Consider the following 22168-nt stretch of genomic DNA (forward strand, 5'->3'; position numbering starts at 1 on the left):
GTGAATAATCCATGGTCAATTTTGGACGCGAGAGCAGACACGACTTTGTCACAGCATGTTGGATTTGTTCTGGAATTTACAAGGAACGATGTCGTCCTGGGATTTTCGAATAAGGCAGTCGAGGCGACGGGAGAAAGGATGCAGATTCCGTCTCGACAACGGTGGTATTATTTCGGTATTATGACTTCCAAGGAAGTTTCTGAGGCGGGCTGATGCAGGGTCGGCAGACCGAACAGATGAGCGCCGAGTATGTGGGCCTCGATACCTGGCCCGACGAGCGCGCTTTGGCCGCGATGCTGGACGCGCAGGCCCGCGGCGTCGCATCGGTGCACAAGGCCTTTGCCGATATTTCGAAAGCCGCGACCCTGGTCGCCGACAAGATCCGCCGCGGCGGCCGGCTGATTTATGCCGGCGCCGGCTCCTCCGGACTGATCGCGAAACTCGACGCGCACGAGCTCCCCGCCACCTTCGGCATTCCGCACCAGCAGGCGCTGGCCCTGATCGCGGGCGGCTCCGGCAGCTTCGACAAGATCGACAACAAGATGGAAGACAGCGCGCCGCAGGCCGTCGCCGATCTGGCTTCGGTCGATGCCGGCCCCGATGACGTCGTCATCGGCATCGCGGCCAGCGGCAGTACCATCTACACCTGCGCCGCCTTGGCCGAAGCGCGCCGCCGCGGCGCCGCGACCGTCGGCATCGCTTGCAATGAGAGCGCGCCGATCTTCGAAGGCGTCGACGTCGCCATCCGCCTGCTCAGCGGGCCGGAAGTGGTGGCCGGCTCCACGCGCATGGCGGCGGGGACGGCGCAGAAGGCGGCGCTCAACCTGCTCTCCACGCTGGCGGCCATCAAGCTCGGCCATGTCTATGATGGCCTGATGGTGAACATGCGCGCCGAAAACGAAAAGCTGCGCGAGCGCGCCGCCCATATCGTGGCGCGCGCCGCCAAGGTCGATCTCGACACCGCACGCGCCAGACTGGTCGACGCCAAATTCGAACCAAAGATCGCAATTCTGCTTGCGGCCGGCGCCAGGGATGGCGTTCATGCCGCCCAGCTCCTGCAACAAGAACAGGGCAATTTGCGCCGGGCCTTGGCCTGTCTCGGCGCAGCGCCGGGCAAGGCGTAGTCACTTCAGGCAAGGCATGGCAACAGGGACCAGGGAGGTTACCCGATCATGGAACGCAAGACATTTCGCGCGGCCGCGCTGGGCGCCACCGCGCTGGTGGCCGGCATGGCGATGTGGTCGCTTTCGGCGGCGGCCGATGTGACGCTCACCATCGAGAGCTGGCGCAACGACGACTTGCCGATCTGGCAGGACAAGATCATCCCCGCCTTCGAAGCCAAGAATCCGGGCATCAAGGTCGTGTTCTCGCCGACCGCGCCGACGGAATACAACGCCGCGCTCAATGCCAAGCTCGATGCCGGCACCGCCGGCGACCTCATCACCTGCCGGCCGTTCGATGCTTCGCTCGAGTTGTTCAAGAAGGGCCATCTGGCGCCGGTGAACGATGTCAAGGGCATGGAGAATTTCGGCTCGGTCGCGCGCTCCGGCTGGACCACGGACGACGGCAAGACGACCTTCTGCGTGCCGATGGCTTCTGTCATCCACGGCTTCATCTACAATCAGGAAGCCTTCGACAAGCTCGGCATCAGCGAGCCGAAGACCGAGGACGAGTTCTTCGCCGCGCTCGAGAAGATCAAGGCCGACGGCACCTACATTCCGCTCGCCCTCGGCACCGCTGATCAGTGGGAAGCGGCCACCATGGGCTATCAGAACATCGGCCCGAACTACTGGAAGGGCGAGGAAGGCCGCCTGGCGCTGATCGCGGGCAAGCAGAAGCTGACTGATCCGCAGTGGGTCGAGCCGTTCCAGGTGCTGGCGCGCTGGTCCGCCTATATGGGTGACGGTTACAAGGCGCAGACCTATCCCGACAGCCAGAACCTGTTCGCCCTCGGCCGCGCGGCGATCTATCCGGCCGGCTCGTGGGACATCGCCCTCTTCAACCAGCAGGCCGAGTTCAAGATGGGTGCGTTCTACCCGCCGGTGAAGAAGGCGGGCGACCCCTGCTACATTTCGGATCATGTCGACATCGCGCTCGGCATGAATGCCAAGGGCGCGCATCCGGAGGAGACCAAGACGTTCCTGGAATGGGTGGCGTCGCCGGAATTCGCGACGATCTATGCCAACGCGCTGCCGGGCTTCTTCAGCTTGTCCGGTCAGCCGGTGACGCTGGAGGATCCGCTGGCGACCGAGTTCGTGGGCTGGCGCAAGGACTGCAAGACCACCATCCGGTCGACCTATCAGGTGCTGTCGCGCGGCACGCCCAATCTCGAGAACGAGACCTGGGGCGCCTCCGCCAACGTGCTCAACGGCACGGAAACCCCGGAACAGGCCGCCGCGCGCCTGCAAAAGGGTCTTGATAGCTGGTACAAACCCGCGCAGTAAGCGCCGGCGTTCCTCCCTGCTGCGCTCCGATCGGCCGCCTGGCGGCCGATCGGGCGGCGGGATTTCGAATACAGAAACTGGTCTCCAGGCTCGATCCGGCCATGACTCAGAGCGTGACGCTGCAGGACAGCCATAGCGCGACCGATCACGCGCCCATCCGCCGGCCCTGGCGCTGGCACATCGCCGTGTTCCTGGCGCCGGCGCTGCTGGTCTATTCGGCACTGATGATCATTCCGCTCGCGGAAACATTGCGGCTGTCGCTGTTTTCCTCCAAGGACCAGGTGATCAGCTTCGTCGGCCTTCAGAACTTCATCACCTTATTCGGCGATCCGCGCTGGTCGGAGAGTTTCTGGCGAGCGCTCTGGAACAACACTTACTTCTTTCTGATCCACATGCTGGTGCAGAACCCGATCGGCATCGCGCTGGCGGCGCTGCTCAGCCTGCCGAGGCTGCGCTGGCGCAGTTTCTATCGCACCGCTTTCTTCATGCCGACGATGCTATCTTTCGTGATCGTCGGCTTCGTCTGGAAGCTGATCCTGAGCCCGCTCTGGGGCGTCGCCCCCAGCATTCTGGCCGCGATCGGCCTCAAGTCGCTATTCGGGCCGTGGCTCGGCCAGGAGGCAACCGCCCTCACCGCGCTCTCGCTGATCTCCGTCTGGCAATATATCGGGATACCGATGATGCTGATCTATGCGGCGCTGCTCTCCATCCCGGACGAGGTGATCGAGGCAGCGGAGTGCGACGGCGTCACCGGCTTGGCGCAGTTCTGGAAGATCAAGCTGCCGCTGGTGCTGCCGGCCATCGGCCTGGTTTCGATCCTGACCTTCGTGGGCAACTTCAACGCCTTCGATCTCATCTATGTCTCGCAAGGCGCACTGGCGGGCCCCCAGTTCTCGACCGACATTCTCGGCACGTTCCTTTATCGCACCTTCTTCGGCTACCAGCTGCAGCTGGGCGATCCGCACATGGGTGCCACCATCGCAACCGTCATGTTCTTCATCATTCTGGCAGTCGTCAGCTTCTACCTGCTCGTGGTCCAGCGGCGGATACGCCGCTATCAGTTCTGAGGCGGCGATGAAGCAGGCACCGATCCTTCGCATGCGGCGTGTCGCGGTCCACACCGTGCTGGGCGCCTATACGCTCGTCGCGATCCTGCCGGTCCTGCTCATCATCATGAATTCCTTCAAGGACCGGAAATCGATCTTCGCCCAGCCGCTGATGCCGCCCGACGCAAGTTCGTTCAGCTTGATCGGCTACGAGACGGTGATGAGGCAAGGCGACTTCCTCGGCTATTTTCAGAACAGCCTGATTGTCACCGTCGGCTCTATCTTTTTCATCTTGCTGTTCGGCGCAATGGCCGCCTTCGCCCTCACCGAATACCGGTTTCGCGGCAACATCTTTCTGTTTCTGTTCCTCGCGCTTGGTGTCATGGTGCCGATCCGCCTCGGCACCGTCGGGATCCTCGAGATGATGGCGAAGTCAGGCCTCGTGAACACGCTCACGGCGCTCATCCTGGTCTATACGGCGCAGGGCTTGCCGCTCGCGGTGTTCGTGCTGTCGGAATTCATGCGCACGGTCAGCGACGATCTCAAGAATGCCGGGCGCATCGATGGGCTGTCGGAGTATGTCGTGTTCTTCCGCCTAGTGCTGCCGGTGGTGCGGCCGGCGATGGCGACGGTCGCGATCTTCTCGATGATCCCGATCTGGAACGACCTGTGGTTCCCGCTGATTCTGGCCCCTTCGGAAAGCACGAAGACCATCACCCTCGGCGCGCAGGTCTTCATCGGGCAGTTTGTCACAAACTGGAACGCCGTGCTGGCGGCGCTCACGCTGTCGATCACGCCCGTCCTCATCCTCTATGTGCTGTTCTCGCGGCAATTGATCCGCGGCATCACGGCAGGAGCCGTCAAATGAGTGCAGCGAAAATCCGCGTCCTGGTCGTCGGCCTCGGCAACATGGGCCTCAGCCACGCCCAGTCCTATCACAGCAATCCGGGCTTCGAGGTCGTCGGCCTCGCCAATCGGTCGGAGGTGAAGCTCCCACCGGCGCTGCAATCCTATCCGCGCTTCGGCAGTTTCGAGGACGGGCTCGCCAGGACCAAGCCGGACCTTGTCTCGATCAACACGCTGACGGATTCGCACGCGGAATACGCGATCCGCTCCATGGAAGCCGGCGCACACGTCTTCATCGAGAAGCCGCTGGCCGCAACTGTCGAGGAGGCCGAGCGCGTGGTCACCACGGCCAAGCGCCTCAAGCGCAAGCTGGTGATCGGCTACATCCTGCGCCATCACCCGTCCTGGATGGAGTTCATCCGCATCGCGCGCGAGATGGGCGGGCCCTATGTCATGCGAATGAACCTCAACCAGCAGTCTCACGCCGTGCAATGGGCGACGCACAAGCGCCTGATGCAATCCACCTCGCCGGTCGTCGATTGCGGCGTGCACTACGTCGATGTCATGTGCCAGATCTGCGATGCCAAGCCGAAACAGGTCCGCGGCATGGGCGTGCGCCTCTCCGACGAGGTCGCGCCCGGGATGTACAACTACGGCCATCTGCAGGTCCTGTTCGAGGACGGATCTGTCGGCTGGTACGAAGCCGCGTGGGGCCCGATGATTTCCGAGACGGCCTTCTTCGTGAAGGACGTCATGACGCCGCGCGGCTGCGTCTCCATCGTCATGAAAGAAGGCGCCAAGTCTGCCGACATGGAGACCCATACCAAGACCTCGACCATCCGCACCCACTGGGCCGAGCTCGATGCGACGGGCCATTACGTCCGCCCGGATCGTGACATCTCCATGGCCGACGAGCCGGGTCACCAAGCCCTGTGCGACCGCGAGCAGGCGTATGTGCTGAAGGCCATCCGCGAGGACATCGACCTGACCCAGCACATGGCGGACGGCATCAATTCGCTCAAGATCGTGCTGGCGGCCGACCAGAGCGTGCGCGAAGGGCGGGCAATAGATTTGTGATGCGAGGAATCTGACGTGGGGTCGTTGAGTCTACAAGGCGTGCGCAAGTCGTTCGGGGATTTCGAGGCCATCAAGGGCGTCGATCTGGACATTCCCGACGGCGAGTTCGTGGTGTTCGTCGGCCCCTCCGGCTGTGGCAAATCGACCCTGCTCCGGATCATCGCTGGGCTTGAGGAACACACCACCGGTCACGTGCTGATCGATGATCGCGTGGTTGACGTCGTGCCGCCGGCCAAGCGCGGCATTGCCATGGTGTTCCAGACCTATGCGCTCTATCCGCACCTGACCGCGCGCGGCAACATGGAGCTCGGCCTGAAGCAGGAAGGCACGCCGCGCGCCGAGATCAGCGCCCGGGTGGCGGAGGCGGCGCGCATGCTGGCGCTGGAGCCGCTGCTCGACCGGCGGCCCTCCGAGCTTTCCGGCGGTCAGCGTCAGCGCGTCGCGATCGGCCGTGCCGTCGTGCGCAAGCCGCGCCTGTTCCTGTTCGACGAGCCGCTCTCCAATCTCGATGCCGGACTGCGCGTCAACACGCGGCTCGAGATCGCGCGCCTGCGGCGGCTGCTGAAGGCGACGATCATCTATGTGACCCATGATCAGGTCGAGGCGATGACCCTGGCCGACCGCATCGTGGTGCTGAACCACGGCAGGATCGAGCAGGTCGGATCGCCGCTCGAGCTCTATCGCCGGCCGGCCAACCTGTTCGTCGCGGGCTTCATCGGCTCACCCAAAATGAACTTCGTGCAGGGGACGGAAGCGGAGACGCTGGATGCGCACACCATCGGCATCCGGCCGGAGCACATCGAGACCAATCTAGAAATTGGTCACTGGCAAGGTGAGATCGCGCACATCGAGCATCTCGGCACGGATACATATTTGTATGTCGATGTGCCGAAGATCGGCACCATGACCGTCAGGCTCGATGGCGAGGCGGATTATTCGCTGGGATCCTCGATCTTTCTGACGCCGCGCCGCACGCACTTGCATCGCTTCGACGCCAGCGGTCAGCGCATCGCCGCTTAGCGACATCGAATTCGCGCCAACTTCACGAATCCTTGAGCGAACAAAGCTTGACCCGCGTGGCATCGCGGCAGTCAGATTGTGTGCCTTGCTTATTGTCAGCAAATTGACCGTCGCCACTCCCCTGTGTGCTTGAGGAGGCATTCCATGGACCAGAAGATCATTGACCTCTACGACACATATACGCACGGCGGCATGAGCCGGCGCACCTTCTTCGACAAGCTCGTCATGCTGACGGGCGGCATTGCGGCGGCGACCGCTCTGCTGCCGATCCTGGAAAACAACTATGCCAAGGCCGACATGGTCCCCGAGACTGATTCACGCATCAAGACCGAACTGGTGACCTTCAAGGCCGGCGCACAGGACGTGAAAGGCTATCTCGTGAGGCCGGCCGCCGATGGCAAGTACCCATCCGTGGTCGTGGTGCACGAGAATCGCGGCCTCAATCCGCATACCAAGGATGTCGCACGGCGTCTTGCGGTCGCGGGCTATCTCTCGATAGCGGTCGACTTCCTGTCGCCGATCGGCGGCACGCCGTCCGACCAGGACAAGGCGCGCGACATGATCGGCACGCTCAACGCATCGGACGTGACGAACTGGGCCCAAGGGGCCGTCGCCTATCTGCGCGGCAATGCATCCAGCAACGGCAAGGTCGGTGCGGTCGGCTTCTGCTGGGGCGGCGGCGTGATCGGGCGCTTGGCAGTGGCAGAGCCATCACTCGATGCCGCTGTCGTCTATTACGGACAGCAGCCGCCCGCCGAGGAGGTCGCCAAGATCCAGGCGCCGTTGCTGCTGAACTATGCGGGCCTGGATGAGCGCATCAATGCCGGCATTCCCGCCTTCGAGGACGCATTGAAAAAGAGCGGCAAGGAATACACGCTCCATATATACGAAGGCGCGCAGCACGCCTTCCTCAACGACACCAACGAGGCCCGCTACAGCAAGGAAGCTGCCGATCTGGCCTGGAGCCGGACGCTGGACTTCTTCAAACAGCATCTGGCCGGCTGAGCGGCCTAGGACCATGTCCGGCCCGCTGATCACGATTTCGTGATCGGCGGGCCTGCCGGGTTCGGGCGGGGACCGCGTTCAAGCCTTGGAAAGCCCGCAATTTCGCGGGCTTGTCGCTTGAACGAAACTCGCGGGTTTTATAATGTGCCGCCAATGAAACTCGAGAGTTCAATTTTCGATGACTCTGCCGCTTCCCGCAACCAACCGCAATGACCGCCGCCAGCGCATCGTGCTGGCCGCCTCGCAGATGTTCGCGGAGCGCGCTTATGTCGAGGTCCAGATGGACGAGTTGGCCCGGGCCGCGGCCGTGGCGAAACCGACCATCTACCGCTACTTCAGTTCCAAGGAGGACCTGTTCCTCGAAGCGCTCGATGGCACGATGAGCGAGCTGGTGGCGGAGGTCTGTCGGGTTGCCGACGAGAAGGTGCCGGCGCCCATGGTCCTCCAGCAGATGATCGGTGCCGCGCTGAGATCCTTCGCACGATGCACGGCCGCGATCCGCGCCCTTGACGGCAGCGATGCGGCGCTCGGCGAGCGTGGCCGCGCCATGCTCCGCCGCCGCGGCCGGCAGATCCGCGAAGAGTTCGAGCGCGTCCTGCAGCGCGGCGTCGCGGCGCGCGAGTTCCGCGGCCTCGATCCCGATCTTGCCTCGCGCGCCATTCTGGGCGCGGTGCGCCTGACGGCGACCGCCGAGGATGCGCCGAACGATGAGCAAGCTGCGCTGTCGTTGACCGATCTGCTCCTCAACGGCATTTCGCCGCAAGGAAGCCAAGGCTGAAGCGATGCGGATGCGCTCTGTCCTTCTGATCTGCGTCGCGCTGGCCGCTATCGGCGGCGTGTTTGTGTGGGGCAAGTATCTCCGCACCGATCCCGTGCGCGCGGAGGCCGCGATGCAGCAGGGTCCCCAATCCGCCCCGGCGCAAAACCCAGGACAGGCCCCGGAGCAGGCACGGGACAGCGGCAAGCCCGCCATCGCGGTAAAAGTCGTGCAAGTCACGCAGGACTCGATGCCAATCCGCCGCCGGACCATCGGCTGGGTCGAGCCTATCGCGACCGTGGCGGTGAAATCGCGCATCAACAGCGTGATCATGGAACAGCACGCGCAGGACGGCCAGTTCGTGGAAAAGGGAGACTTGCTGTTCTCGCTGGACGATCGCGAAGTGAGGGCAGCCATCGCGCGCGACGAAGCGGCGATGGCCCAGCACCAGGCGGAGCTGGAGCGCGCCCGCGCCGATCTCGAGCGCACCAAGACCCTGGTCTCCAAGCAGACCGCGTCGAAGCAGACCCTTGATCAGGCGATGGCCGACGCCCGCGTCGCTGAAGCGGCGGTTGCTGCCGACAGGGCGGTGCTGCAGGCCGATCGGCTGACCCTGTCCTACACCACCATCACCGCGCCGATCTCGGGACGGCTCGGTTCCATCGGCGTCACGCCAGGCAACCTGGTCCAGGAGAACGGCGAAATCGCGTTCGTTACGATCACGCAGATGCAGCCGATCCGCGTTACCTTCACCCTGCCCGACCGCGACCTCGACGCGCTGCGCACGGCGCTGGCGCAATATCCGCCGGCACCGGTTCAGGTCTTCACCAAAGGCGACAAGATTCCGCGGGCGAAGGGCAGCCTCACTTTCATCGACAGTGCGGTCGATGCCGCCTCCGGCACCATCACGGCCAAAGCCAAATTCGCCAACGATAATCTGGCGCTCTGGCCCGGGCAGTATTTCGATGTCGAGGTGGAGCTCGGCGTGCAGGCCGAGACCGCGATCATTCCGACCGTCGCCTTGCAGGTGGGCCAGGAAGGAATGTTCGTCTACGTGATCACGCCGGAGAACACCGCCGAGATGCGCAAGGTCGCGGTCTCCGTCAGCGACGGGGACAGGAGCGCGATTTCGTCCGGTCTGCAGCCGGGCGAGCGCGTAGTGGTGGATGGGCAGCACCGCCTCTCTCCCGGTGCCCGGGTGATGGTGGTGAAGTGAGGCTGATCGCAGCGGCGTGCGTCAAACGCCGCCACAGCTAGGACATTGGATGAACATCTCCGAGTTCTGCATCAGACGCCCGATCGCGACCCTGTTGATGTCGGTCGCTCTAATCGTCGGCGGATTGTTCGCGTTCGGTCTGCTGCCGGTCGCCGCGCTGCCGCGCACCGACTATCCCGTCATCAACGTCTCGGCCGACCTGCCCGGCGCCTCGCCCGATACCATGGCGAAATCGGTCGCGACGCCGCTCATCAAGCAGTTCACGACGATCGAAGGCATCACGAGCATCAGCGCCACCAGCACGCAGGGCGACACCGACATCGTCATCGAGTTCGACCTGGATCGCGACATCGACGACGCCGCGGCGGACGTGCAATCGGCGATCTCTCGCACCACGCGGCGATTGCCAGAGGACATGGAGGAGCCGCCGAGCTACCGCAAGCTTAATCCCGCTGATCAGGCGATCCTCCTGCTGGCCTTGCGCAGTAACGTAATGGCGCTGTCGCAACTGGATGACTTCGCCCAGCAGGTGATGTCGCCGCGCCTATCGACGCTGACCGGCGTGGCTCAGGTGCTGGTGTACGGCAGCCAGAAATACGCCGTCCGCATCCAGGTGGATCCGAATGCGCTCGCCTCGCGCGATATCGGGATCGACGAGCTGCAGGATGCCGTTCGTGTCGCCAACACCATCACGCCAGTCGGGGTCATCAAGAACCAGGATCAGTCCCTAACCATCCAGGCGGAGACCAACCTCAATAACGCAGCGCAGTTCGCCGATCTCATCATCGCGACGCGCGATGGAAAGCCGGTCCGGCTGCGCGACGTCGCCAAAGTGATCGATTCGGTCGAGAACAATGAAAGCGCAAGCTGGTTCGAGGGCACCCGTTCGATTGTGCTCGCGATCCAGCGCCAGCCTGACGCCAATACCGTCGAGGTGGTGGATCGGGTCAAGGAGATGCTGCCTCAGTTCCGCGAGGAGCTGCCGCCGACCGTCTCCATCGACCTGCTGAACGACCGATCCAGATCCGTCCGCGAGGCGGTCCATGACGTCGAGTTGACGCTGATGCTCACCATCGCGCTGGTGATTCTCGTCATTTTCCTGTTCCTGCGCCGGTTGAATGCGACTTTCATCGCGAGCGCGGCCGTTCCGATCTCCCTGATCGCAACGGTCGGCGGCATGTATCTCCTCAATTTCTCGATCGACAACATCTCGCTGTTGGCGCTGACGCTGGCTGTGGGTCTGGTGGTGGATGACGCCATCGTGATGCTGGAGAACATCGTCCGACACATCGAAGAAGGCATGCCGCCATTCGAAGCGGCTTTGAAGGGTAGCCGCGAAATCGCCTTCACGATCATCTCCATCACCGTTTCGCTGGTCGCAGTCTTCATTCCCGTGCTGCTGATGGGCGGCGTAGTGGGCCTTATCTTCCACGAGTTCGCGGTCGTGGTGACGATGGCGATCGCAGCCTCGGCGTTTGTCTCCCTGACACTGACCCCGATGCTGTGCGCGCGGATGCTGAAGCCCCTGCGGCATGGCCCAGTGCGGGCCGGGCTGTTCGACCGGGCACTCGAGGGCGGCTTCAACGCCATGCTGGCGGTCTATGATTCGATCCTGAAGTTCTGCCTGCGTTTCCGGCCGTTGATGCTCATGGTATTCCTGGCGACCGTAGTGGGGACAGCCTGGTTCTACGTCACCATTCCCAAGGGCTTCTTCCCGCAGGAGGACATCGGCCAAATCTATGTCTCGACCGAGGCGCGCGAGGACATCGCCTTTCCTGCAATGGTGGCGCTGCAGCAGCAAGTGGAAAGCGTGTTCCGCCGGTCGCCCCATGTGACGCAGGTCGCCAGCATCGTCGGCAGCGGCGGCGGGTCGCCCAACAGCGGCCGCCTGTTCGTGGAACTGAAGCCGAAGGGCGAGCGTCCCGAGCTCGACACCGTCCTCAACGAGCTGCGCCGCGAGCTCTCGCAGATCGCGGGTATTTCCGCCTACATGTCGCCAGTCCAGAACCTGCGGCTCGGCGGACGAACCTCGCGCAGCCAATACCAGTTCGTATTGCAGGCCGTGGACCAGGATGCCTTGTTCTCGTGGTCCGAAACGATGGCGGAGGCTATGACCCGCGACCCGCATTTCGCGGACGTCAGCAGCGACCTGGAAGCGAGCGCGCAGCAGGCGACCTTGATTGTCGATCAGGACAAGGCCAATGCCCTCGGCATCTCGTCGGACCAGCTGCGTTCGACGCTCTATTCCGGCTTCGGAACGCGGCAGATCTCTACGATCTACGCCACCGGCGACAATTATTCAGTTGTGGTCGAGTTTGATCCGAGCATTTCCTGGAGCCCGGACTTGCTCAACACGGTGTATGTGCGCTCCGCATCCGCAAAGCTCGTTCCCATCGGCGCTTTCGCCGAAGTGCGACGCACTGTTGGCGCGCTCAGTATCAACCAGTTGGGCCAGCTGCCAGCCGTCACCATCTCGTTCAATCTGCCGCCGGGAGTCTCTCTGGGCGACGCCGTCGAAAGAACGGAGCAGCTGCGCACTGAGATTGGGCTGCCCAGCACCATCACCTCCACCTTCTCAGGTAGTGCCCAGGTGTTCCAGGACGCGCTGGACAACCAGGGACTGCTGATCCTGGCAGCCGTGCTGACGATCTATATCGTCCTCGGCATGCTGTACGAGAGCTTTGTCCACCCGTTCACGATTCTAACCGGCCTGCCCTCCGCCGCCATCGGCGCCTTCATCGCCCTGCGCATGGTGGATATGGACCTCAGCGTGGTGGCGGTCATCGGCATCCTGATGCTGATCGGCATCGTCAAGAAGAACGCGATCATGATGATCGACGTCGCCTTGACCCTGCAGCGCGAGGGCATGGATTCGAAGGAGGCGATCTATCGCGCCTGTATCTTGCGTTTCCGCCCAATCATGATGACGACCTTTGCCGCCATCATGGGCGCCCTGCCGATCGCCCTCGGCGCCGGCGCGAGCGCCGAGCTGCGCCAGCCGCTCGGCATCGCGGTCGTGGGCGGCTTGGTTCTATCGCAGATCCTGACGCTATTCATCACACCCGTCCTCTACCTCTACATGGAGAGGGTCTCCGAACTGCTGCGTGGTCTGCGGAAGACGGGACTGGACCGCCGGACGGCCTAAGCCGATTGACAGAGGCAACAGCTCGCGTCGCGTAACCGAATCTTATGCATTCCACCTCGATTCTGGGTGCACTCGGCGCGCGGCAACAGTTTGGCGAATCAATATAGATGACGGTCATTTCCCAGGCATCGGACATTATCCCGGCCGCTGCGGATTCATCGGCGGATCCCCGTGGTCCGGCTCCTGTGCCAGCGGTGGCGCAGCACGACCCCAGCGTCATCTTCAACGCTTTCGATGCCTTGCAGTCGCAAACGGCGGTGCTCGGCCACGACGGCAAGATCCTCTACGTCAACGAAGCCTGGCGGCAGTTCGGCCTGCAGAACGGCTATGCTGGGGATGATCTCGGCGTTGGTCGCAGCTATCTTGACCATGCCGATGTCTCGATCGTCGATGAGACCGGCAACGAGTTCAATGTACGCACAGCGCTGGAAAAGGTGCTGAACGGCGTCTCCTCCGGATTCTACGGAGAATACGTCTCCGACTCTCCGCGCGAGCGGCGGTATTTCTCGGTCTATGCCGGACCGTATGTCGCTGGCGATGAGATCGGCGCGGTCGTGGTCCATACGAACATCACGTCCCGCCGCTCCGCGATGGCCGAGCTCGAGGCAGAGCGCGAGATCCTGCAATCCATCGCCGCCGGCGGGCCGCTCGATGAAATCCTGCACGACCTTACCAAGACGTTTGAGAACCTCCTGTTTGGCAGCCAGTGCGCCATCGCGGCAGTCTTGCCGGAAATCGCGTCGTTCCAATCGGTCACCGGCACGCCGCGGGCGGCGCGGGTGTTCGACAGCATCTCTCGCCTCACGCTCGCCAGGCGCATCCACTTGACGGGCGATCTGTGCGCGCAGTCGGATGTTCTCGACCTTGCCAGTCTCGGCGAAGTGTGCGGCGAGGCGGGGAGCAAGGTGGCCAATGAGCTTGCTGCCACCTCCGGCATGCTGCTGACCATCCGCGGCATGGACAAGCGCCCGATCGGCCTGGTTGCCATGCTCGGCCGCACGATCTTCACCATGTCGGTCACGGAGAGCGCCCTGATCCAGCGCCTTTGCGCGGTCGCCGGTATCGCCATTCTGTCCGCAAGGAGCCGCACTGCGCTGAAGCAGAGCGAGGAGCGCTATGCCCTCGCCTTCGAAGGCGCCAACGATGGGCTATGGGACTGGGACATGCGCAACAACGAGGTGTTCCGCTCTGCCCGCTGCTACGAGATCCTCGGCTACAAGTCCGATTCCGAAAACGCTAGCCGGATGGACAATGTCGGCTGGTGGATAGCTCAGATTCATCCCGACGACCTGGCGGCCACATCCGCCATCGTCGAAAAGTGCCTGGAGGATGGCGAGAGCGCCTTCGCGATGGAATATCGCATGCGTCGGGCGGACAACAGCTATTGCTGGATCTCCGATCGCGGCGCGGTGATCCGCGATGCCGAGGGCCGGGCCTGTCGTGCCGCCGGCTCCATTACCGACATTTCTCCCCGCAAGCTCGCGGAGCAGCAGCGCCGCGCGCTCGAGGAGCAGCTGCGGCAGACGCAAAAATCGGAGGCGCTGGGCACGTTGGCCGGCGGCATCGCGCACGACATCAACAATACGTTGGTGCCGATCCTCGGGACCGTCGACTTGATGCTCTACGATGCCTCCGACGAGCAGATGACGGAGTCTCTCAAGGACATTCAGAACGCGGCAACCAAGATCAGGGATCTGGTAAGGCAGATCCTGGCCTTCAGCCGCAATGGCGGTTCAGAGCGGTCGGAGATCGACCTGGTCGCCGAGGTCGGCGTCGCGCTGCGTATGCTGCGCTCCATGGTGCCGACGACCATTTCCCTCGACTTCGACCCCAGGATCGAGCGTTTCGACGCCGCGGTGAATCAGACCCAGCTTCATCAGGTGATTATGAACCTGGTGAGCAACGCGGCGAGCGCGATCGGTTCGAACAAGGGCGCCGTCCGGATCTCGGTCGACGAGATCGAGGTGAATGATGCGCGCAAGACCGCCGAGCAGCACGTATCCGCCGGCAAATTCTGCCGCATCTCGATCGTGGACAGCGGGTCAGGCATCGCACCTGACGTCATGGCGCGGCTGTTCGATCCGTTCTTTACCACGAAAGGAGTAGGTAAAGGCACTGGCCTTGGCCTGTCCGTCGTCCAAGGAATCGTGCGCGAGCATCACGGCTTTATCGAAGTCAGCAACGAGCCGGGAGCAGGTGCAAAATTCGATGTTCACTTTCCGAGCTGCTAGCCATGCAGCACTGGCCTGGAGAAACTGACATGCATGTTCTGCTGATCGACGACGAACAGATGGTGCGCAAGATCGTGCGCAAGATGCTAGAGCGGAGTGGCCATCAGGTGACCGAAGCCGAGAACGGGAAGCTCGGCCTGGAGCAGCTGAAGACTGGCGGCTTCGATCTGGTCATCACCGACATCATCATGCCGGAGATGGAGGGAGTCGAGACGCTGGTGACCGTGCGCGAGCAATACCCGGACGTAAAGGTCATCGCCATGTCCGGCGGCGGGCGAACCGGCAACATCGACTTCCTGGGCGCCGCGGAGAAGCTGGGTGCCTCCGCCATCCTGCACAAGCCGTTCACGCTGGGTTCGCTGACCACCGCGATCGAGACCACCTTCGGCGCGCAGAAGGCGTCCTGATCTCCGGCTACTTGTCCTGGCTCTGCTGCAAGCGCTGAGCCTGTCGCTGCAGATAGAACCCTTCGGTCGACAGCGGATAGACTCCGAGCGGCACCGGCGTGCCTTCGCCGATGGCGGTCCCGGACAGATGCCCCAGGCCCGCGCAGACGGCGGCGATGACCATACTACTGCTGTTCAAGCCGCTGATGGAGGAGCGCAGCAATGCCTTGGCGGCGCCGTCGGCAAAGGTGTTGAGCGCACTGAGGGTCTGGCGTTCGGGCCAGTCGTGATCGGCCAGATCGCCCGCGACCGTGTTTGCGCCGGTGGCGGCCACCTGCTGAAAGTCCTTCTGGTCGAGGCTAAGCCGGATCGCGACATTGCGGCACACGCGATGGATCAGCGCGATGCGCGGCGCCAAGGTCGGCCATGAGCCGAAATAGGCGTCTCCAATTTCCAACACGACAAGCTGGCGCTCCTGTTCGCTGAGCAGGCTGAGCTGGTCCAGGACCAGACGCAGTCCGCTCTCGTCGTCAATGAAACGCCGATTGATCGGCGCAACGATAATCGCCCGCTTCTTCTCCCCCCGCATCTGCTGGATCTGGCCGACCAACCTGCGGAGGATCACTGAATTCAGCGTCGCTTGCAGCTTCGGATCGTCATAGGTTACGCAGAATTCGCTGAGCCCGAGCAGTTCGCCCGCGACCTTCAACGTGACCTTCATTCGATAGGCGGTTACCGCCTGTCGCCGCACGTCCCAGATCGGCTTGTAGAGCAGCTGCAGATCCTCGATCTCGACCGGCGTGGCTTGCGCGCCCTGATCGCTCGCAGCCGTGCTCGCAGCGTAGCCGCTATCCGCAGAACCAGCAGCCTGGTCGCCTAGCGGCCGAGTGATCGGGACGGCCTTGAATTGCGCGGGCTTGCCGGCCAGTGAATCCAGCCGCGCTGCAAGCGCCGGCACAATGACGCCGCCACCGCCAATCGGCGCCGGCGATTTCACATCGGACGCGCTTTGCGCCTCATGGGCCGAAGAGAAGTCCGCCATTCTTCCATGCGGCCGCGGGGCACCTTCTACCAGGTAGCTTCCGTATCGCTTCGCCATCTTGATCGGGACGACCGGATAGCCGTCAATCTGCAAGGCAGACTCATTCTGCACCTGCACTTTGGCAGAGGGCGATTGCGGCGTTCCGCCAGTGGCATGGTGAAGATGGGCTTCCTTCACAGCGGAAAAATCGGGCAGGCGACGGTTCGGACGCGCAGGATTCTGGACCAGACCCACGCCTGTCTTGTCTGCGCCCGTGGTCAGCGCGACCGGGTAGCCCAGAGGCGGCAACGGTTTCCCCAGCGCACGCCCTACCTCGCGCGCCGCATCGCCAGCGGTTTCAGTGGTCGTCGCCTGCGCCCTGTCGGCAAGACCCGAGAGATCCAAGGTCGGCCCGCCCGCCCGCTGGGCGTCGGCGACCATCCGACCTCGAGTCATGCGGCCGCCCTCGACGGGAAGAATCTTGTACTTGTCTGTCCAGGGCGTGAATGGCGAGCTCAACGGTTGCTCGTCCGACGTCTCGGCAGCGCCGGCCTGCGCCGGCTTGCCGAGCAGGGTCGCCTCGTGGATCGCGGTCACGGCGTCGGGCGGCGTGTCCAAGGTATCGCGACCGACGCGGGTCACGGTGGCGTTCAGGCGGATCTCCGCGAACGCCGCATCGTAGCCGAAGAGCTTCTGTCGGATTTGCGCCGCCGCCACGTACATCAGAGCGGAGGCCTTCTGTTCCGTCAGGTTCGGAAAGATCACCAGATATTCGTAGTCGCTAATCTGCGTGAAGATGTCCGACTCGGTCAGCATCCGGCGCAGCGTCGCCTCGACCAGCATGTGGACCTGGTGCTCGACCTTGGACCATCGATCGCCAAGATCAGCGCGCACGCTCTCGATGTTCAGCAGCTGGAGCTGACCCGCGGAGAACTGATCCAGCGATTGACCTTTCGGCAGCATGCTGAGGACCGCATTGGCGGCCGCAGGCGACAAGGCCGGCCCGGCCGTGCCGGTTTCATCGGCAGTGTCGCCTGTCCCTTGCTCCGCTTGCTGCGGCTGATCGTCCCGCCGTTCGTCCTTCGGACTCTTCTCGTCAGCGATCAGCGAGGAAAGCTTGTCCCACAGCTTCATTGTCTAAAATGCCCAGCATGCCCCAACGCAACGACCAGCGCCAATTCTCGACGCAGCGCTGGGTTGCCAATAACTGTAGCGCCTAAGAGGAACCCTATCTCAATAATACTGAAGAATGGCCTAATACATTCCTATGCCGAATGGCCTACTCGGCTCCATGCGTGGCGAGTCGCCGAAGCGCGTTAGAGTTCGCTGCGCCTCGGCATGTCCGCGCCGCGGCGGGAGCAAGTGATCGACGCGGCGCGCGCGGCAAAGGTCAGGAGCGCATTCAGGTCGTCCGCCGACAGCGTCGCGAGGCCGTCCGGCGACAGGCTGCCATGCTCGGCAAGCCATGTCAGCAACGCCGCCTGGAAAGTGTCGCCGGCGCCGACCGTGTCGATTACCTTGACTGCGCGCGCGCTGACGCGTGCCGCGACACCCTGCTTGGTGGCTGCCATGGCGCCGACCTCGCCCATGGTCGCGATCGCGATGCCGGCGCCGCGCGCCAGCCAATCGGCCAGCACGCTTTCCACAGACGCCCCTGGATAGAGGAACTCGATGTCCTCCACACTGGCCTTCACGAGATGCGCTTGCGTAGTCAGGGCTGCGACCCGCCGGCGCCACAGCTCCGGGTCGGGAACGATCGAGGGGCGGATGTTGGGATCGTAGGAGATGAAGCGTCGCGCTCGCTCGCGGCTCACCAATGCTTCGAGGCTGGAGGCGGTTGGCTCCAGGGCCGTCGTGTAGGAGCCGATATGAACGACACGAACGGCATCGGGCAGCCGTGCCGGCAACTCCGGTCCCTCAAGCGAGCGGTCTGCGGTCCCGCTGGTATAGAAGGAATAGGTCGGCACGCCCTTGTCATCCAGCGCCACGATCGCCAGCGTAGTCGGGGCGTTGGTCCGCACGATCAAGTCGACGTCGATCCGCTCGCTCTCGAGGTAGGCGATCAGCCGACGGCCGAACGGATCGGTCGAAACCTTGGAGAAGAAGGCGGTGGACTGGCCGAGGCGGCTCAGGGCCACCGCAACGTTGAGCGGCGATCCGCCGACCCGCGCGTCGAGCGCGATGCTCGAACTGGAGCTGCTGGGGTTGGCAAAGACGTCGAACAGTGCATCGCCGCAAGTCAGGATCATTCGGCAGCCTGCGGCTTAGAGCTTCGCGTAGTCGGGCACGATCAACCGGTACGGCGGCTCATCCTCCTCGACATCCGGGAAACGCGACACCATGTCAAGGAAGTAGTTGTCGGTCTCGTCGTCATTGACGGTCGAGACCTCGCCGACCAGGCAGTCGCCCCCCGCCGCCCAGAACGAATGGACATGGCCTGGCTCCAGCGTGATCGAGCTGCCGGGATGAATCTGTACCACGCCACCCGCCGGCACTTCGTGGTCGATGCCGTCCATGCGCACCTTCACCGGCGCGTTGTCGTCGATGCCCTTTCCCGGCTCGCCATTATAGAGCCGCACTTCGAGCGGCGCGCCGCCGCGCACGATGATATCCTCGGTCTTCACCTTGTGGGTATGGAATGGCGTCACCTGGTTCTCGCGCGAAATCATGATCTTCTCGGCATAGACCATGCCCTTGCCGGTCTTCAGATTATCGGCACTGCCGTTGCGCACCGTGAAGAGCAGCAAGCCCAGGTTCTCGAAATCGCCGCGGCCGAAATCGGTGATATCCCAGCCAAGGCGCGCGCGAATGACCTCAGCGGCGCGATGCCTGTTGCGCTTCCAATCATCCGGCGACCAGGTAGCAAACTCCGGCAGCTTGAAGCCGAAGGAGGCAATGAATTTCTCGCCTTCGCGGATGATCTCATTCAATTCGGAGCGTTTCATGCGGCATCTCCAAATCATGCAGCCGGTCGGCCGGCAGTTCATGCGGCATCATATAGACGAGCCCAGGCCGTGGCGCCACCCTCAGGCGATCCGCAGCTCGCTCTCGGGGTCGAAAAACACCGCCTTGTCCATGTTGAAGGCGAAGGGCACCGTGCTGTGCGGCGCCACATGCATATCCGAGCGCATGCGGCCGATCACTTCGCGCCCGCCGAGGCGGGTCACCACATAGGTATCAGCGCCGGCAGGCTCCACCACTTCGACATGGCATTCAGCGTTGACCACGCGCGGCGAGGTGCGATCCGCCCCGCTCAGATCCGTGATCGCTTCGGGCCTCAGGCCGAAAATGACGTCGCGGCCGGCGTGGGCGCTGAGCTTGCCGTCAGCCACCTTGAGCTGCAACGGCTCGGATCCATCCCGCGTCATCACCACCGCGACTCCGCCGCCATTGGCCTCGATGCGTGCCGGGATCAAGTTCATGGCGGGCGAGCCCATGAAGTCGGCGACGAAGATGTTGGCGGGATTGTTGTAGATCTCGTGCGGCGTGCCGAACTGCTGCAGCACGCCGTCCCTGAGCACGGCAATTTGCGTAGCCAGGGTCATCGCCTCGATCTGGTCGTGCGTCACATAGACGATGGTGGTCTTCATCGCCTGATGCAGCCGCTTGATCTCGGTGCGCATGTCGACGCGCAGCTTGGCGTCGAGGTTGGAGAGCGGCTCGTCGAACAGGAAGACTTGCGGGTTGCGCACCAGGGCGCGGCCCATCGCGACACGCTGGCGCTGGCCGCCTGACAATTGGCTGGGCTTGCGGTCCAATAGATGGCTGATCTGCAGGGTCTTGGCGACCTCCGCCACCGCCTTCTCGCGCTCGGCCCTCGGGACGCCGCGCATCTCCATGCCGAAGGCGATGTTCTGCGCCACCGTCATGTTGGGATAGAGCGCGTAGGATTGGAACACCATGGCGATGTCGCGCTGCGACGGATGCAGGTTGTTGACCGCGCGGTCGTTGATCCGGATCTCGCCCGACGTGATGCTCTCCAGCCCGGCGATGGTGTTGAGCAGAGTCGATTTGCCACAGCCGGATGGCCCGACCAGCACCAGGAAACCGCCCTCTTCCACCGCGAGGTTGATACCCTTCAGAGCATCGACCGCGCCGAAGCGCTTGTAAAGATCGCTGATCTCGAGGAATGCCATGGCTCTACTCCATCAACCCTTCACGGCACCGGCCATCAGACCGCGCACGAAGTAGCGGCCGGAAACGATATAGACGATCAACGTCGGCAATGCCGCCAGGACCGCGCCCGCAAAATGCACGTTGTATTCCTTCACGCCTGTCGAGGACGACACGAGATTGTTGAGCGCAACCGTGACCGGCTGTGAATCCACGTCGGAGAACGACACGCCGAACAGGAAGTCGTTCCAGATGTTGGTGAACTGCCAGATCACCGTCACCACGATAATAGGACCCGAACTCGGCAGCAGGATGCGCCAGAAAATGCGGAAGAAGCCCGCCCCGTCGATCTGTGCCGCCCGGATCAGTTCGGTCGGAAAGGCGTCGTAGTAGTTCCGGAAGAACAAGGTCGTGAAACCGAGGCCATAGACCACATGCACCAGGACGAGGCCGGACACCGAGCCGGCGAGGCCAACCAGCCCTAGGAGGCGTGCCATCGGGATCAGCACGATCTGGAACGGAATGAAGCAGGCGAACAGCAGCAGGCCGAACACGATGCCGTCGCCGCGGAACCGCCACTTGGTCAGCACATAGCCGTTGAGCGCGCCAAGCAGGGTAGAGATCGCGACCGCCGGCACCACCATCACGATCGAGTTGATGAAATAGGGCTTGAGGCCAGTCGGCTGCACGCCGATCTGCGCCGTCGACCAGGCGCTGTACCACGGATCGAGGGTGAAGAGCGCCGGCAGGGACATCATGTCGCCCTGCCGGATCTCGTCCAGCGGCTTCACCGAATTGACCAGCATCACATAGAGCGGTACCAAGTAATAGCCCGCGAAGAAGAGGAGGCCGGTATAGATAAGCGCACGCACCACCACATTGGTGCGCACCGCCGTTTCCTGGGTCGCGTGAGCCATCAGCGCTTCCCTCTCCTCAATTCGCTGTAGAGATAGGGGACGATCACGCTCGCGATCATCATCAGCATGATGACGGCCGATGAGGCGCCGATGCCCATCTCGTTGCGCGTGAAAGTATAGGAGTACATGAAGGTCGCCGGCAGCTCGGTCGCGCGGCCCGGGCCGCCGCCGGTCAACGCGATCACCAAGTCGTAGGATTTGATGGCAAGATGCGCCAGCACCACGAAAACCGACAGGAACGCCGGCCGCAGTATCGGGATGATGATCCGCCGATAGAGATTGAAATTAGAGGCGCCGTCGATCTGCGCCGCCTTGACGATCTCGTTGTCGATGCCGCGTAAGCCAGCCAGGAACATCGCCATCACGAAGCCCGAGGACTGCCAGATGGCGGCGATGACGATGCAGTAGATCGCCATCTTGCCATCTTTGATCCAGTTGAAGGCGAAGCTCTCCCAGCCCCACTGATGCATGGTGTTCGCGAGGCCAATGCCGGGGTCGAGGAACCACTTCCACGCGGTTCCGGTCACGATGAAGGACAAGGCCATGGGATAGAGATAGATCGGCCGCAGGAGCCCTTCGATGCGGATCTTCTGGTCGATCAGGATGGCGAGGAACAAGCCGATCGCCGAGCACAGCAGGATATAAAGCGAGCCGAAGATCGCGAGATTCTGCAGCGCGGTGATCCAGTTCCTGAATCCCCACAGCTTCACATAGTTCTGCCAGCCCACCCAGTTGAAGGAGGGCAGGATCTTGGAATCGGTGAACGAAAGAACGCCCGTGAACAGGATGAAGCCGTAGACCACGATCAGGATGATGACGAAGCTGGGCGCCAGCACGACCTTCGGCAAAGCGCGCTGCAGCCATTCAACCGTTCCCGCTGAAGCGCCGGCCGCAGCTTTCGCCGCCGCGACCGGAATCTCCTGGGACACACTCATCCCGTCCTC

General features: G+C 63.1%; 18 protein-coding genes. 12 read left to right on the plus strand and 6 right to left on the minus strand.

Going from position 1 to position 22168, the window contains the following annotated elements; translation table 11 throughout:
• The first annotated feature begins 212 nt into the window (after positions 1 to 212).
• The 12 genes from DTX69_RS03380 to DTX69_RS03435 all read left to right on the plus strand — a co-directional run bounded on the left by DTX69_RS03380 (position 213) and on the right by DTX69_RS03435 (position 15194).
• Entirely contained in the window at positions 213 to 1124 is a 912-nt protein-coding gene (locus tag DTX69_RS03380) for an N-acetylmuramic acid 6-phosphate etherase (RefSeq protein WP_119300100.1), read from the plus strand.
• Between the two features lie 48 nt (positions 1125 to 1172).
• On the plus strand, positions 1173 to 2444 hold the full coding sequence (locus DTX69_RS03385; protein WP_162916598.1) for an ABC transporter substrate-binding protein: 1272 nt from the start codon (positions 1173 to 1175) through the stop codon (positions 2442 to 2444).
• Between the two features lie 101 nt (positions 2445 to 2545).
• Positions 2546 to 3511 carry a carbohydrate ABC transporter permease gene (locus DTX69_RS03390; RefSeq protein WP_119300101.1) on the plus strand — a complete coding sequence of 322 codons (966 nt, stop codon included), beginning with the start codon at positions 2546 to 2548 and terminating at the stop codon, positions 3509 to 3511.
• Between the two features lie 7 nt (positions 3512 to 3518).
• On the plus strand, positions 3519 to 4358 hold the full coding sequence (locus DTX69_RS03395; protein ID WP_119300102.1) for a carbohydrate ABC transporter permease: 840 nt from the start codon (positions 3519 to 3521) through the stop codon (positions 4356 to 4358).
• On the plus strand, positions 4355 to 5413 hold the full coding sequence (locus DTX69_RS03400) for a Gfo/Idh/MocA family protein (protein WP_119300103.1): 1059 nt from the start codon (positions 4355 to 4357) through the stop codon (positions 5411 to 5413). The genes DTX69_RS03395 and DTX69_RS03400 overlap by 4 nt, the downstream gene beginning before the upstream one ends.
• A gap of 15 nt (positions 5414 to 5428) precedes the next feature.
• A complete protein-coding gene (locus DTX69_RS03405) occupies positions 5429 to 6433 on the plus strand; it encodes an ABC transporter ATP-binding protein (protein WP_119300104.1) in 1005 nt (334 codons plus the stop codon).
• A 144-nt stretch (positions 6434 to 6577) separates the two neighbouring features.
• A complete protein-coding gene (locus tag DTX69_RS03410; protein ID WP_284735524.1) occupies positions 6578 to 7438 on the plus strand; it encodes a dienelactone hydrolase family protein in 861 nt (286 codons plus the stop codon).
• Positions 7439 to 7616: 178 nt separating this feature from the next.
• Positions 7617 to 8216, plus strand: a complete 600-nt coding sequence (locus tag DTX69_RS03415) for a TetR/AcrR family transcriptional regulator (RefSeq protein ID WP_119300106.1) — start codon at positions 7617 to 7619, stop codon at positions 8214 to 8216.
• 10 nt (positions 8217 to 8226) lie between these two features.
• On the plus strand, positions 8227 to 9411 hold the full coding sequence (locus DTX69_RS03420) for an efflux RND transporter periplasmic adaptor subunit (RefSeq protein WP_162916600.1): 1185 nt from the start codon (positions 8227 to 8229) through the stop codon (positions 9409 to 9411).
• A gap of 49 nt (positions 9412 to 9460) precedes the next feature.
• Positions 9461 to 12556, plus strand: coding sequence for an efflux RND transporter permease subunit (locus tag DTX69_RS03425; protein ID WP_119300108.1), 3096 nt, complete (start codon positions 9461 to 9463; stop codon positions 12554 to 12556).
• A 107-nt stretch (positions 12557 to 12663) separates the two neighbouring features.
• Positions 12664 to 14787, plus strand: a complete 2124-nt coding sequence (locus DTX69_RS03430) for an ATP-binding protein (RefSeq protein ID WP_119300109.1) — start codon at positions 12664 to 12666, stop codon at positions 14785 to 14787.
• 29 nt (positions 14788 to 14816) lie between these two features.
• Positions 14817 to 15194 carry a response regulator gene (locus tag DTX69_RS03435; protein WP_162916602.1) on the plus strand — a complete coding sequence of 126 codons (378 nt, stop codon included), beginning with the start codon at positions 14817 to 14819 and terminating at the stop codon, positions 15192 to 15194.
• Positions 15195 to 15201: 7 nt separating this feature from the next.
• Here the strand turns inward: DTX69_RS03435 and DTX69_RS03440 are convergent, their stop codons facing one another.
• The 6 genes from DTX69_RS03440 to DTX69_RS03465 form a co-directional block, all read right to left on the minus strand.
• On the minus strand, positions 15202 to 17328 hold the full coding sequence (locus tag DTX69_RS03440) for a hypothetical protein (protein WP_119300111.1): 2127 nt from the start codon (positions 17326 to 17328) through the stop codon (positions 15202 to 15204).
• Between the two features lie 182 nt (positions 17329 to 17510).
• Positions 17511 to 18443: a carbohydrate kinase family protein gene (locus DTX69_RS03445; RefSeq protein WP_119300112.1), complete on the minus strand. Its 933-nt coding sequence runs from the start codon at positions 18441 to 18443 to the stop codon at positions 17511 to 17513.
• A 15-nt stretch (positions 18444 to 18458) separates the two neighbouring features.
• Positions 18459 to 19139 carry a D-lyxose/D-mannose family sugar isomerase gene (locus DTX69_RS03450; RefSeq protein ID WP_119300113.1) on the minus strand — a complete coding sequence of 227 codons (681 nt, stop codon included), beginning with the start codon at positions 19137 to 19139 and terminating at the stop codon, positions 18459 to 18461.
• 81 nt (positions 19140 to 19220) lie between these two features.
• On the minus strand, positions 19221 to 20330 hold the full coding sequence (locus DTX69_RS03455) for an ABC transporter ATP-binding protein (RefSeq protein ID WP_119300114.1): 1110 nt from the start codon (positions 20328 to 20330) through the stop codon (positions 19221 to 19223).
• A 12-nt stretch (positions 20331 to 20342) separates the two neighbouring features.
• Positions 20343 to 21224 (minus strand): carbohydrate ABC transporter permease, encoded by an 882-nt coding sequence (locus tag DTX69_RS03460; RefSeq protein ID WP_119300115.1) that lies wholly within the window; start codon positions 21222 to 21224, stop codon positions 20343 to 20345.
• On the minus strand, positions 21224 to 22159 hold the full coding sequence (locus DTX69_RS03465; RefSeq protein WP_119300116.1) for a carbohydrate ABC transporter permease: 936 nt from the start codon (positions 22157 to 22159) through the stop codon (positions 21224 to 21226). Before DTX69_RS03465 ends, DTX69_RS03460 begins: the two co-directional genes overlap by 1 nt.
• Positions 22160 to 22168: the final 9 nt, after the last annotated feature.

Source organism: Dongia deserti (genome assembly GCF_003574735.1).
Lineage (GTDB): Bacteria > Pseudomonadota > Alphaproteobacteria > Dongiales > Dongiaceae > Dongia_A > Dongia_A deserti.

Coding starts and splice junctions, on each gene's coding strand:
- DTX69_RS03385 (WP_162916598.1), top strand. CDS start 1,173: ATGGAACGCAAGACATTTCGCGCGGCCGCGCTGGGCGCCACCGCGCTG.
- DTX69_RS03395 (WP_119300102.1), top strand. CDS start 3,519: ATGAAGCAGGCACCGATCCTTCGCATGCGGCGTGTCGCGGTCCACACC.
- DTX69_RS03465 (WP_119300116.1), bottom strand. CDS start 22,159: ATGAGTGTGTCCCAGGAGATTCCGGTCGCGGCGGCGAAAGCTGCGGCC.
- DTX69_RS03380 (WP_119300100.1), top strand. CDS start 213: ATGCAGGGTCGGCAGACCGAACAGATGAGCGCCGAGTATGTGGGCCTC.
- DTX69_RS03410 (WP_284735524.1), top strand. CDS start 6,578: ATGGACCAGAAGATCATTGACCTCTACGACACATATACGCACGGCGGC.
- DTX69_RS03460 (WP_119300115.1), bottom strand. CDS start 21,224: ATGGCTCACGCGACCCAGGAAACGGCGGTGCGCACCAATGTGGTGGTG.
- DTX69_RS03425 (WP_119300108.1), top strand. CDS start 9,461: ATGAACATCTCCGAGTTCTGCATCAGACGCCCGATCGCGACCCTGTTG.
- DTX69_RS03430 (WP_119300109.1), top strand. CDS start 12,664: ATGACGGTCATTTCCCAGGCATCGGACATTATCCCGGCCGCTGCGGAT.
- DTX69_RS03440 (WP_119300111.1), bottom strand. CDS start 17,328: ATGAAGCTGTGGGACAAGCTTTCCTCGCTGATCGCTGACGAGAAGAGT.
- DTX69_RS03445 (WP_119300112.1), bottom strand. CDS start 18,443: ATGATCCTGACTTGCGGCGATGCACTGTTCGACGTCTTTGCCAACCCC.
- DTX69_RS03400 (WP_119300103.1), top strand. CDS start 4,355: ATGAGTGCAGCGAAAATCCGCGTCCTGGTCGTCGGCCTCGGCAACATG.
- DTX69_RS03415 (WP_119300106.1), top strand. CDS start 7,617: ATGACTCTGCCGCTTCCCGCAACCAACCGCAATGACCGCCGCCAGCGC.
- DTX69_RS03420 (WP_162916600.1), top strand. CDS start 8,227: ATGCGCTCTGTCCTTCTGATCTGCGTCGCGCTGGCCGCTATCGGCGGC.
- DTX69_RS03435 (WP_162916602.1), top strand. CDS start 14,817: ATGCATGTTCTGCTGATCGACGACGAACAGATGGTGCGCAAGATCGTG.
- DTX69_RS03450 (WP_119300113.1), bottom strand. CDS start 19,139: ATGAAACGCTCCGAATTGAATGAGATCATCCGCGAAGGCGAGAAATTC.
- DTX69_RS03390 (WP_119300101.1), top strand. CDS start 2,546: ATGACTCAGAGCGTGACGCTGCAGGACAGCCATAGCGCGACCGATCAC.
- DTX69_RS03455 (WP_119300114.1), bottom strand. CDS start 20,330: ATGGCATTCCTCGAGATCAGCGATCTTTACAAGCGCTTCGGCGCGGTC.